Raw genomic sequence first — 11,999 nt, 5'->3', positions numbered from 1 at the left:
GTGGGCGTTGAAGCACACAGGGCTGAACCCCTCGCACCGCCGGTTCACCCTGCACACGGCTCAGCCGTGGCTGGTGTCTCCGGCGCCGGGTAATCCGTACTACGACCGTGAGGCGGTCGAGCGGCACGACCGGGCGGAGGTGGCCGGGTGACCACGACTGCGGATGCGCTGTCGGCGGTGCTGGCCGGGCTGGCTCTGGAGTGGGAAGCGCCCGAAGGTCGGGATGAGGCTTACCGGCGGACCGCGCGCGAGGCGCGGCGGGCGCTCGATGAGCTGGTGGCCGGGGCGGACCGGGTGTTTGTCGAGGTCCTGGTGTTTCCGGACTTCCCCGCGCCGTATGTGCTTGTGGTGCGGCGTGCGGGGGTGTGGGGGCTGCCGGGTGCCTGGCTGGCCGGGGGTGAGTCGCTGGGGGCGGCTGCTGAGCGGGTGCTGCGGGATCAGGCCGGGCTTGCCGGGGTGGGTGTTGATTCCGTGCTTGCCGTGGATCAGCGGCCGGAGGGGCTGTTTGTGGTGTGTGATGCCGGGGTTCCGGAGGGCGCATCGGATCGGCGTCGTGCTCTGACCGCGAGCCTGGGCCGGTTCGTGGGGGAAGGCACGCTGGGGCGGCTGCTGCCTGCCGATGCAGGACGGCGGGCGTTGACGGCGCTGGCGAACACTGAGCACATGCGGGCGGTGCCGCTGGATACCGGGCCGTCCTGACGGACGGTCCCGACTGGGCTGGGCCTCCGTGCCGGTTGCTGCGGTAACTGGCGCGGGGGCCCTGCCTCTTGTCGTGACGTATCTCGTCGTGACTCTTCCGCTACGGCGTGCGACGGCGCAGAGCGGGCGTCTGCGGAAGGAACGGCGCGGTGCCCCGGCGCCCGCAGCGCGGTCAGCGGTGTCCGCCCTCCGCTGCGGTGTCCGCTGCGCCGTCCTCCCCGGCGTCGTCCCGGTGGCGGTGGTCCACCGCCACCGCGGCCAGGCAGAGCAGGCCGCCGGTGATCAGCAGCAGCACGGGCAGCATCCAGACCAGCACCCCGGCCATGACCAGGGCGGCGAACAGCAGGACCGAGCCCGCCGGGTCGTCCCGGGTGGCCTCGGCGGCACCCCGCAGCGCGTCGCCGGGCCGGGCGGGCGGCGTCCCGCCGGGGGCGTCCGCGGACCAGGCGGCGGCGGTCCGCAGCAGCAGCACGGCGCCCACGGCCAGCAGCCCCAGCGCCGCCGGGCGCAGCACCGCCGCCCCCGGGACGGCGCCGGCCTCGGCCACCGACATGCTCCACAGCAGGGCCGCCGCCACCGCCGGAACGGCCAGGGCGGTCGCCCACAGCGCCCGGCAGGCGGCCAGGAAATCCGCCCACACCGCACGGAGCTGCTCGCTCTCGCCGCGCAGATGGCGGCGCAGATGGGCGCAGCCGGCGGCCAGTGCGGGCAGCAGGGTGACCAGCGGCAGGGCGAGCACCAGCACCGCCACGCCGGCCAGCAGCGTCTCGCCGAACAGGGCGAAGGCCGGGCGCGGCGCGCCGTCGCCCCGCCGCGGCGGTGTCCGGCGGCGGCCGGGGCTGTTGCGGTTTCCGCTGGTCATCACCGGCTCCTAGCCCTTGAGGCCGGAGGTGGCCACGCCGTCGACGATATAGCGCTGGAAGACGATGAAGAACAGCAGCACCGGGACCAGGGCGAGGACGGCCATGGCCATCTGCCCGCCGTAGTCCGAGACGGTGGTCTGGTCCACATACTGGCGCAGGGCCAGCGGCATGGTGTAGTTCTCCGGGCTCTTGAGGTAGATCAGCGGCCCGAAGAAGTCGTTCCAGCTCCAGATGAAGGCGAAGATCGACGCGGTGACCATCACCGGCCGCATCAGCGGCAGCATGATCGACCAGTAGATGCGCAGATGCCCCGCGCCGTCGATGCGGGCCGATTCGTCCAGCTCACGCGGCAGGTTCCGCATGAACTGCACCATCAGGAAGACGAAGAACGCCTCGGCCGCCAGGAACTTGCCCAGCAGCAGCGGCCAGAAGGTGTCCACCAGGCCCAGTTCGTTGAACATGATGTACTGCGGGATGATCACCACATGGAACGGCAGCAGCAGGGTGGCGATCATCAGCGAGAACCACAGCCCCTTGCCGGGGAAGTCGATCCGGGCGAAGGCATAGGCGGTGAAGGTGGAGGACAGGCAGATGCCGACCACCGCGCCCACGGCCAGGAACAGCGAGTTCCCGAAGAAGGTCCAGAACGAGATGCCGCCGATGCCGCTGAACGCGGTGGTGAAGTTGTCCAGCGTGGTGTCGTCGGGGATCAGCCCGACCTGGCCGACGATCTCGTTGCTGGGCCGGAAGGCGGACAGCACCATCCAGGCGCCGGGGTAGAGGATCACAAACCCGACGGCCAGGATGAAGCCGTGGTAGAGCACGGTGCGGCCGGTGCCGCGGGCCCTGGCCCGGCGGCGGCTGCGGCGCGCGGCGTCCGGCCCCCCGGCGGGGGCCGGGCCGCGGACGGCGGCGGAGCCCGTGCCGCGCTCCGTGGAGTCCCCGCGGCGGGCGGCCGGGGAGCCGGCGGCGGTGCTGCTGTGGGTGGCGGCGCTCATCGGCCCTCCCCTGAGTAGTGCACCCAGTACTTCGAGGTCTTGAAGAAGAACAGGGTGATCGCGCCCACGAACAGCACCAGCACCCACGCCATGGCGGAGGCGTAGCCCATCTGGAAGTCGCGGAAGCCCCGGAAGTACAGGTAGAGCGTGTAGAACATGGTCGAGTCGGCCGGGCCGCCGGTGCCGTTGGAGACGATGAAGGCCGAGCCGAAGATCTGGAACGAGTGCACCGTCTCCAGCACCAGATTGAAGAAGAGCACCGGGGAGAGCATCGGCAGGGTGATCCGGAAGAACTTCCGCAGCGGTCCGGCGCCGTCCACCTCGGCGGCCTCGTACAGCTCGTTCGGTATCTGCTTCAGGCCGGCCAGGAAGATCACCATCGGGGCGCCGAACTGCCAGACGGTCAGCAGGATCAGCATGTAGACGGTCATCGAGGGGTCGCCGACCCAGCCGCCCGCCTCCAGGCCGACGCCCTGGCCGAGCCGGTCCACCACGCCGTCGTCGATGAACATCGCCCGCCAGACGATGGCGATCGAGACCGAGGCGCCGATCAGCGAGGGGGCGTAGAAGAAGGAGCGGTAGGCGCCCTGGCCGCGCCGTCTGCTGTGCAGCAGCATGGCCACGCCGAGGGCCGCCGCCAGCTTCAGCGGGGTGCCGATCAGGGCGTACTGGAGGGTGATCTCCACCGAGTTGAGATAGCGGGGGTCGTCGAAGAGCCGGGTGAAGTTGTCCAGCCCGACCCACTCCGGCGGGCGGAACAGGCTGTAGTCGGTGAAGGCCAGATAGAGGGAGGCGAGCATCGGACCGGCGGTCAGTCCGAGGAAGCCCAGCAGCCAGGGGGTGAGGAACGCGTAACCGGCCCGGGTCTCCGCAGCCCGGCGCGACGGCCGCTTGGTATGCGGCCGTCGCGCGGGCTTGCCGACCTCAGGAGCCTTGGACGCCTGCGCTGCGTGAGTCACGGAGGCAGCTCCGTTCGTGCGTCGTTCGGGCATGAGGGGTGAGGTGTGGTGAGGCCGGCCGGGTCAGCCGCCGAGGTGGATCTCGGCCTCGGCGAACCAGCGGTCGACGAAGTCCTGGACGGACATCTCGCCGTAGGCGAACTCCTGGTGCAGGGTGCGGTACTCCTCCTCGATGGAGCCGAAGCCCTCGATGGGAAGCGGGGCGACCTCGCTGACGTGGCCCTGCTCGGCGACCATCGCCTCGTAGGCCATGACCTTGGCGTCGACGCTGCCTTCCTCCAGGGTCAGCGCGTCGCGCTGGGCCTGGGTGGAGGGCACGCCCAGGTTGGTGCCGAAGATCTCACCGGCCTCGGGGGAGTTGACCAGGAAGTCGATCAGCTTGGCCGCTTCTTCGGGGTGGTCGCTGTTGGCGCCCACGGCGAGCTGCATGGTGGGCTTGAAGAACTGGTGCTTGGCGCCGTCCGGGCCGGAGGGCAGCGGCATCAGTTCCAGGGTCTCCACGCCCGATTCGCCGACGTAGGAGGCGAGGAAGTTGTCCCAGTGGAACTCGGTGGCGGTCTCCACGGCGGAGAACGGGGTGACCGGTTCGAGCTGCACCACCCGTTCGATGGGGAAGGCGTCCCCGGCCTCGCGGACCTCGGCGGTGGTCTCCAGCCAGGCCGCCATGTCGTCCTTGGTGAAGTTGAGGCCGCCGTCCTCGGTGAAGGGGTCGATGTCCTGCTGGATGAGCCACTGGAGGAACAGCCAGAAGGTGCCGGTGTGGTCGGCGGAGGCGTAGACGGCCGGGTCGCGGTCGGCGCCGGCCTCGGCTATCTCGGCGTACAGCGCGGTGTACTCATCCCAGGAGCCGATGTCCTCGGGCATCTCCACACCCAGTTCGGCCAGCAGGTCGGGGTTGTAGAACAGCGCCAGGGTGTTGGTGCCGGTGGCGACGGCGTACAGGCCGCCGTCCACCTTGCCGGACTCCACCAGGGACTCCTCGAAGCCGGACAGGTCCAGGCCGTTGCCGACGTATTCGGTGAGGTCGGCGAGCTGGCCGGTGCCGGCGTACTGGCGCAGGTAGGAGGTGTCCATCTGGAGCACATCGGGCAGGGCGCCGCCGGCGGCCTCGGTGTTGCGGGCGGTCCAGTAGTCGGGCCAGGCGGCGAAGCCGGTGTTCACCTTGATGTCCGGGTTGGCGGCTTCGAAGGCGTCGATGGCGGCCTCGTAGCGGGCGGCCCGGTCGTCGTTGCCCCACCACTGCATGTTGAGGGTGACGGTGCCGCCGTCGCCGCCGCTGCCGCCGTCGCCGTTGCCGCTGTCATCGGAGCACGCGGTCAGAGCGAGCGAGCCTACGGCCGCGATGGCGAGACCGCGGATGGCGGCCTTTCTGATGGACATGAGAGCCTCCCTGCTCTGTCATCACATAGATCACATGGTTGCTGTGAACCAGCACTTCAGGAGTGGTGTCATCGCCTCCGCAGCCATGGGTGACACCCGAAGTGAATCGTTACAATAGGAGTTCGCGGCTGCTGCGGGAAGCCGGGAGCGGGTAACTTTTCGGAAACGCCGCCCAGTGGACGATGCGCGCATCGTGGCACAAGGCAGACAAACGGGCCGCGGTGCGGCCGTGTTGGGCGGCGGGCGGTCCGCCCCCGGGGTTCCGGGGACGGACCGCCCGCCTGTGCGGTGCATGAATCGATTCATGGCCTTGAGGGCCTCGCTTCCGCACCGCGGACGGTCCGGGCGCCGCCTACCGGCCGGCGCCCGCGTAGCGGATCACCGGCGCATCCGGCCGGGTCATCCCGTCCCCGAGGAAGAAGGACGGGTGCGGGGGCTGGTTGTAGCTCTCGTTCTGCCAGGCCACCGCCAGCCGGTACTGCGGGTCGTGCATCAGGGTGCGCAGCCGCAGTCCGGTCGGCTCGGTGGTGATGAACAGCACCAGCGCGGAGTCGTCCGCGGAGCGCCAGATCACCTCCTCGCGCCAGTCACCGAGCAGATCGGCCTGGAGGACCGGGTTCCCCTTGGTGTGGTTGTTGGAGTACACCCCGGCGGGGGAGAGGATCTCCTCCTGCACGCCCCGCTCCCAGTCCCACTCGGCGATGTACGGCCGGCCGGCCGGCTCCTCGCCTTCGGGGTCGAAGGAGTGGTCCAGGATCTCCCGCAGCGGATCGCCGTCCCACCAGATCATGAAGTTGGCGGACGGGATGGCACCGCCCAGCAGCGTGCCGTCGGCCGCCCGCAGCTCACCGGAGCGGGAGTTCCAGGCCCCGTCCGCGGTGACCGCCCAGGACTCCGACCCGGCGTGGCGCGGATCGATGTCCCCGGTGGCGCCGCGCCCGGTGTCCCGGGTGCCCGGCATCGACCACAGCACCTCGCCGGTGGCGGCGTCGCGCAGCGCGGCGGCGATGCCTCCGGAGGCGCTCATCGACTCGAAGGGGGAGAAGATCTCCAGGCCCTCCCGGGCCGGGTCCAGATCGCCCACATGCAGCGCGTCACCGTGGCCGAGGCCGCTGCTGTACAGCGGGCGGCCGTTGTGGTCCACGGTCATGGCGCCGTAGACGATCTCGTCCCGGCCGTCGCCGTCCACATCGGCCACGGACATCTGGTGGTTGCCCTGGCCGACGTACTTCGGGCCCCACAGGTTGGAGTCGAAGGTCCACCGCTTGCCGAGCGAGGTGCCGTCCCAGTCGAAGGCCACCAGCACCGAACGGGTGTAGATGCCGCGCGAGACGATCAGGCTCGGCCGCTCCCCGTCCAGATGGGCCACCGACATCATCATCCGGTCCACCCGGTTGCCGTAGCAGTCGCCCCAGTCGCAGACATTGCCGCGGGCCGGGGCGTAGTCCGTGGTGGCGAGCGCCGCGCCGGTCCGGCCGTCGAACACGGTCAGATACTCCGGGCCGGACAGGATGTAGCCGGAGGAGTTGCGGTGGTCGGCGTCCGGATCGCCGATCACCTCGCCGGCGCCGTCCACCGTGCCGTCCGCGGTCTTCAGCACCACCTCGGCGCGGCCGTCGGAGTCCAGGTCATAGACGATCACCGAGGTGTAGTGCGCCCCGGCGCGGATGTTGCGGCCCAGGTCGATGCGCCACAACTGCTCCCCGTCCAGGGTGTAGGCGTCCACGTAGACGTTGCCGGTGTGGCCGGGGCGCGAGTTGTCCTGGGCGTTGCTGGGGTTCCACAGCTGGACGATCTCGTATCGCCCGTCCCCGTCCAGATCGCCCACCGAGGCGTCGTTGAGGTGATAGGTGTACGCGGTGCCGTCCGGGGTGGTGCCCCCCTCGGGCCGGTTGACCGGGATTTCGAGCGACTGGTCCCGCCACACCCCGAAGCGGGCGGTGCGGTCGGTCTCCTGCCCCTCCACCACGGTCACCACCTGGTAGACGGACTTCTTCTTGCCCTTGTCGTCGTAGTAGGAGGTGGCGCCGGTCAGCGGCTCCTCGGTGACCAGCCTGCCGTCCCGGTAGACCAGGAAGGCCACGTCGTCCGGGTCGGTGCCCAGCATCCGCCAGCCCAGCCGGACCCCCTTGTTGGGGTTGTTCTTCCTGCCCGCCAGCACGGCGACCGGGGCCCGGTCCAGCCGCTCCATGAAGCGCGGACCGGGCGGCGGCTCCTCCGCGCCGCCTCCGCCCTCCCCCGGCAGGCCGCCGACCCGGGTGATCTCCAGACCGTTCAGATGCGCGGTCTGGCCGGAGAGCACCACATTGAGCTGGCCGTCCTCCACCAGGACGCCCTCGAAGTCGCGGGTGATCACCTGCCTGCTGGGCGAGGAGACCTGGCCGAAGTCGTAGCCCTCGAAGGCGAACAGGGTGCGGGCCGAGCCCAGCAGGTCGCCCACGTAGGCCCGGACGGCGTAGCGGCCGTTCTCCACATCCGCCTTGAACTCGTAGGAGCCGCCGAACCAGGCCACGAAGTCGCGCTCCACATCGCCGGCGGCGTCCCCGCGGTCCCGGTCGATCATCTCGCCGGCCGCGGTCAGCCCGTAGCCGCGCTCCTCGGTGTAGAGCACGGTGCGGTTCATCTCGGTGAAGCCCTCCGCCACCGGCTGGCCCACCGGGCCGAAGTCGAAGCGGAGATCGGCCGCCACGGTGGCGAAGGTCAGGACCGCCGAGGGCTGGGACTCGCCACGCCCGTTCACGGCCACCACCCGCACCTCGTAGGCGGTCTCCTCGCCCAGGCCGCCGAGCTGTGCCACCCCGACCGTGGCGGTGGTGCCCAGCCGGAACTCCGCGGCCGGATCGGCGGCCTCGCGCAGCTGGACCCGGTAGATGTCGGCGCCGGGGACCTCGTCCCACAGCAGCCGGACACTCGCGTTGGAGACGGTGTCGGTGCGCAGCCCGGTGGGCGCGGCCGGCACCTCGGCGGGCGGCCCGGCCTCCCGGACGTACTGGGCCAGCGGGGTGTCGAGCCCGGCCACGCCCTGGGCCACCAGGCGGGCCATCTGGATGGCGCCGTACTCCTGGAAGTGGGTGTCGTCCACGGTGCCGTCGGGGCGGTTGGGATAGACCCCGGCCGGCACGTGCAGGAAGACGGATTTGGCCTCCTCGGGGCCGATCCCGTCCAGATAACCGCGGCTGGACGCGGACAGGTCCACCATCAGCACGTCCTCCTCCGCCGCCAGCTCGTGCACCTTCTGCACGTACTCGGGGAAGGAGACGTGGAACTCGCCGGTCGCCGGGTCGAAGGAGCGCCGGGAGACGGGGGTGACCAGCACCGGGACGGCGCCCTTGGCCCGGGCCCCGGCGATGTAGTCGTTGCGCAGGTACTCCTTGTAGTCCTCCGGCGGGGTGTAGCGCTCCGGCCGGCTGACGGTGGCGTCGTTGTGCCCGAACTGCACAAAGAGGTAGTCGCCCGGCTGGATCCGCTCCAGGATCGCGTCCAGCCGCCCCTCCTCGATGAAGGAGCGGGAACTCCGGCCGCCGATCGCGTGGTTGGCGACCGTCACCTCCTCGCTGAAGAACCGGTCCAGCATCTGGCCCCAGCCGGCCTGCGGGACCCAGTACGGGTCGTAGGTCTGCACGGTGGAGTCGCCGGCCAGGTAGACCGTGGGGCCGTCCCCCTCCGCCGCGGTGGCGGAGCCCGGTACGGCCAGGCCGACGGCCGCCGCGGCGAGCGCGGTCAGGCCGGCCGCCACGGTCCGGAGCAGTCTCCGGGGTCGTCCAGGGGCTCTGGCAGTGGTTCTGCCCATCCGTCCTCCCGATGAGGGTGCGGTGCGCCTGCCGCCGCGCCGCCCTCCCGGCTCCCCGTGCCCGGCCGAAGCCATGGGTGAATCGATTCATTCCCCGGGCCGGGCTGCGGAACGGCCAGGGGGGTGAACCGGGGACGGCAACGGGGGAGAGGGTGGCGCGGCGCGACAGCAAGCGCTTTCTGAGTGGGCGAGTTTTCCAACACGTTTCACCACTGTCAATACATCTCGCACATCCCAGGCGCCCAGCGGCGGCTGGGAGCGCCCGGCGGCCGACGGACGGTCCGGGTGACGGATGCCGTACCGGGTGTCACCGGCCGGGCCCGGCGGTCCGGCGGCGGGTGCGCCCCGTCCCGGATGTACCGGCTCGTGCATGAATTTCCGGCCGGTGTGACGGGCGGGGGCTCGGGGGCCGAATTGGCCGAATGGCATTGCCTTCATTCTGCACGGAGCCGGACAACGGGAATTGTTTTGGTCCGTCGGCGAGTGCGGCCACTTCGTGACTTGACTTGGTTCCGCCGCGTCCATACAAAGTAGCTGTTCAGTTTTCTGATCACGCGTGGGGTGGGGGAACCGGCAGTGTCCGCTGGAGAGCGGCGCGGTGCGGCTGTGGTGACGGAGGCACGGCTGTTCATGCTGCGACGAATGTGGCCCGTGGGGCCAGGGGGGAGCCCGGTGCGGGTGCGACAAGAGGTGCCGGGGTGGCGATCACGCCACCTTTCGCCGCCCGGCACGGTCCCGGGTTTTCACAACGCCTCCATGGAAAGGAATGACCCATGCCACCTGTGATTGTCGGGCGCGCCGGCCCGCTGGCCGGGCGGAGATTCCCGATCGGGGACGCGCCGTTCACCTTCGGGCGCCAGGCCAGGAGCGATGTGGTGATCGCCAGCCGGCGGGCCTCCCGCTTTCATGCCGAGGTGCGCCAGGAGGCCGCGGGCTATGTGCTGCACGACCGCGGCAGCCGCAACGGCACGCTGGTCAACGGCGAGCGCGTGACCGAGCATGTGCTCCAGCCCGGCGATGTCATCACCATCGACGACGAGAGCTTTGTCTTCGAGGCGCCCGCCGACAGCATGGAGACCATCGTCGATTTCTCCCTGCCGGCCGGCATGATCCCGGACCGGAGGGAGAATGCCGGTCCGCAGCCGGTGCTGAATGTGACGATCAGCGGCGGGGGCCCGGTGGGGCTGGCATTCGCCCTGCTGCTCGACCACCTCATGGGCCGGCGGGTTTCCGTCACGATATACGACGAGCGGTGGACAAAGGACGGCTCCCGGGTCATATGGAAGGATCTGGGCCAGGGGAATGTCCGCCGCCAGCAGGTGGTGACGATCCAGAGCCGGCAGTTTCTCAATCTTCCCGAGTACATCCAGCACGAACTGTTCACCGGGGACAATTACACCGAAATGTGGCCGGCCGGCCCCGACTCCATACGCGGGGCCGGACCCCGCAACATCCGCATCCGCTATATCGAGGACAAACTTCTCGAAATAGCCAACGAGAAGCCGGACCGCATCACCCTGGTGCCCGAACGGTTCACCCCGGACGGCAACCAGGAGACGGTGGCCAAGAGCCATGTGCTGGTCATCTGCGAGGGCTCGCGCTCCCGCACCCGGGAATTCTTCAAGGACAAGTTCGGCCAGGCCGACACCACCATCTACTCCCTGGACGGCCACCACCTCCAGGACGTCGTCCTCGGCCTGCGGGTCCAGTCGGAGCTGTCGGACCCGATGATCGTGCTGCTGACCGTGGCGCAGAACCGCTTCCTGCTCAACGCGCTGCGCGGCGACGGCTTCCTCAACATGCGCCTCACCGACGAAGAGGCCAGGGAAGTCGTCGGCATCGACCCGGTGAAGCAGGTCTTCACCCAGTGCATCGCCTCCCGCCCCTGCGTGATGAGCCGCGACGACTACGGCGACTACCACTGCGCGACCCACCACACCCTTTTCCTGCCCTCCCTGGTCAAGGGCTCCGCGCTCTGGCGCCGGGTGAAGGAAGGGCTGAGCTTCATGGGCGTGCCCGAGGAAAACCTGGCCGCGGTCACCGCATTCCGTCTCGACATGGTCCAGCGGCCACGCTTCACCGCCCAGTTGTACTCCCCGACCGCCGCCACCCCCGGCACCTACGGATTCCTGCTCGGCGATGCCGCGAACGCCATTCACTTCTGGCCCGGACGCGGCCTCAACAGCGGACTGGCCTCGGCGATTTCACTGGCCCGCACGCTCAACGGCGCCTGGACCGGCCGCCCCTTCCGGGACGCCGATTTCACCCGCCACGAAGCCGCCATGTCGATGCTCCAGTACCGGCACAAGAGCCGCGCCTGGAACGCAATGGTGACCACGGACGAAGAGGGCAAGGTCTTCGCGATCAAGGATCTGATCGGCCGGAGCATCGGCGACGCGGCCGGCGGCACGGACCGCGAGGCCGACACCGCCGCCTTCATGGACCAGCTCCGCTCCATCCGGGACCGGCTGGCCCCCCGCATGCCGGGCCTGCCCGACGACGCCTCGCTGCGCAAGCATCTGCGCCATGTCAACGACGAGACCCTGCACACCATGGTGGTCAGCGGGCCCTGGGACACCCTGGTCATGGGCGGCGAGGAGGTCGACATCGACATCTTCTACCGCGACGACGCCCCGTCCGCCGTCCCCGCCCAGGGCCCGTCCCTCAGCGCCGGGAGCTGACCGGCAACCGCGCTCCCGGCGCTGCCCGCGGCAGCGGCGGGAGCGCGGTCAGTCCGTGCCCACGGGATCGGGGAAGAGGCGGTCCACCAGCTGCGAGCGGTGCAGCTCCGCTATCGGTGCCAGCAGATCCGGATGGCGCAGCAGTGCCGCCGCCCTGCGGTCGTGCTCGTCCGGCGCCAGCAGGCGGCGGAAGCCGCTCGGGGAGGGCGCCTGCTCGCAGTCGGCCAGCACCGACACGGCCTGCTCGGCCAGGGACGGCGAGGAGAGCAGACAGGCCGCCCAGCTCGCCACCGCCTCGTCCACCCAGCTCCGCCAGGCGTCCGCCGCGCCGTCCGGCGCGTCCTCCCCGTCGGCGGCCATCGCCGAGTCGGTCCCGGTGATCCAGTCCAGCCGTCCGGAGCCGCCCGGCCCGGACAGGGTCAGCAGCGCCGCGTCCATCGCCGTCGGGTAGCGCAGCCAGGCCGCCACCGTCACCGCCTGCCGCGCCTGCGCCTCGGCAAGCACGGTGGCCAGCGGTCCGCCGGGCGCCGGATAGGCGCGCAGCAGCCATCGGGTGGTCGCGGAGATAACCGGCGTGAGATCGGCGCACACGGAAGTCAGCCTCCCGGGTCGAGCAGGGGACGCGCTCC

At 70.5% G+C, this 11,999-nt stretch carries 9 protein-coding genes; 3 read left to right on the top strand and 6 right to left on the bottom strand.

Translation table 11 applies throughout. The annotated features are described in order from the left end of the window. Positions 1 to 7: 7 nt before the first annotated feature. Together BM242_RS31265 and BM242_RS13930 are read left to right on the top strand one after the other, a co-directional pair. Positions 8 to 151 carry a hypothetical protein gene (locus BM242_RS31265; protein ID WP_483883335.1) on the top strand — a complete coding sequence of 48 codons (144 nt, stop codon included), beginning with the start codon at positions 8 to 10 and terminating at the stop codon, positions 149 to 151. Continuing rightward, complete coding sequence (locus BM242_RS13930) at positions 148 to 699, top strand: NUDIX hydrolase (RefSeq protein WP_093839108.1); 552 nt, start codon at positions 148 to 150, stop codon at positions 697 to 699. Before BM242_RS31265 ends, BM242_RS13930 begins: the two co-directional genes overlap by 4 nt. A gap of 172 nt (positions 700 to 871) precedes the next feature. Here BM242_RS13930 and BM242_RS29395 read toward each other — a convergent pair whose 3' ends face one another. The 5 genes from BM242_RS29395 to BM242_RS13905 all read right to left on the bottom strand — a co-directional run bounded on the left by BM242_RS29395 (position 872) and on the right by BM242_RS13905 (position 8,635). Continuing rightward, a complete protein-coding gene (locus BM242_RS29395; RefSeq protein ID WP_175541404.1) occupies positions 872 to 1,561 on the bottom strand; it encodes a hypothetical protein in 690 nt (229 codons plus the stop codon). A gap of 9 nt (positions 1,562 to 1,570) precedes the next feature. Further along, positions 1,571 to 2,560 (bottom strand): carbohydrate ABC transporter permease, encoded by a 990-nt coding sequence (locus tag BM242_RS13920; RefSeq protein ID WP_093839107.1) that lies wholly within the window; start codon positions 2,558 to 2,560, stop codon positions 1,571 to 1,573. Next, a complete protein-coding gene (locus tag BM242_RS13915) occupies positions 2,557 to 3,519 on the bottom strand; it encodes a carbohydrate ABC transporter permease (protein WP_245834053.1) in 963 nt (320 codons plus the stop codon). The genes BM242_RS13920 and BM242_RS13915 overlap by 4 nt, the downstream gene beginning before the upstream one ends. Before the next feature lie 63 nt (positions 3,520 to 3,582). Further along, a complete protein-coding gene (locus tag BM242_RS13910; RefSeq protein WP_093839105.1) occupies positions 3,583 to 4,899 on the bottom strand; it encodes an ABC transporter substrate-binding protein in 1,317 nt (438 codons plus the stop codon). Between the two features lie 352 nt (positions 4,900 to 5,251). Then, positions 5,252 to 8,635: a rhamnogalacturonan lyase family protein gene (locus BM242_RS13905; protein ID WP_217652476.1), complete on the bottom strand. Its 3,384-nt coding sequence runs from the start codon at positions 8,633 to 8,635 to the stop codon at positions 5,252 to 5,254. Between the two features lie 827 nt (positions 8,636 to 9,462). Here BM242_RS13905 and BM242_RS13900 point away from each other — a divergent pair. Further along, on the top strand, positions 9,463 to 11,370 hold the full coding sequence (locus tag BM242_RS13900; RefSeq protein WP_093839104.1) for an FHA domain-containing protein: 1,908 nt from the start codon (positions 9,463 to 9,465) through the stop codon (positions 11,368 to 11,370). Between the two features lie 48 nt (positions 11,371 to 11,418). Here BM242_RS13900 and BM242_RS13895 read toward each other — a convergent pair whose 3' ends face one another. Beyond that, complete coding sequence (locus tag BM242_RS13895; RefSeq protein ID WP_093839103.1) at positions 11,419 to 11,961, bottom strand: hypothetical protein; 543 nt, start codon at positions 11,959 to 11,961, stop codon at positions 11,419 to 11,421. Between the last annotated feature and the right edge of the window lie 38 nt (positions 11,962 to 11,999).

Origin of the sequence: Streptomyces aidingensis (assembly GCF_900112355.1) — a bacterium.
In the GTDB taxonomy this organism is placed as follows: Bacteria; Actinomycetota; Actinomycetes; order Streptomycetales; family Streptomycetaceae; genus Streptomyces; species Streptomyces aidingensis.
Note: the sequence above shows the minus strand (reverse complement) of the source record. Positions and strands in the feature narration are given on the sequence as shown.

What these genes read in the sequence shown, in the direction of transcription:
- BM242_RS29395 (WP_175541404.1), bottom strand. Translation starts at nt 1,561, where the DNA reads ATGACCAGCGGAAACCGCAACAGCCCCGGCCGCCGCCGGACACCGCCG.
- BM242_RS13920 (WP_093839107.1), bottom strand. Translation starts at nt 2,560, where the DNA reads ATGAGCGCCGCCACCCACAGCAGCACCGCCGCCGGCTCCCCGGCCGCC.
- BM242_RS13910 (WP_093839105.1), bottom strand. Translation starts at nt 4,899, where the DNA reads ATGTCCATCAGAAAGGCCGCCATCCGCGGTCTCGCCATCGCGGCCGTA.
- BM242_RS13900 (WP_093839104.1), top strand. Translation starts at nt 9,463, where the DNA reads ATGCCACCTGTGATTGTCGGGCGCGCCGGCCCGCTGGCCGGGCGGAGA.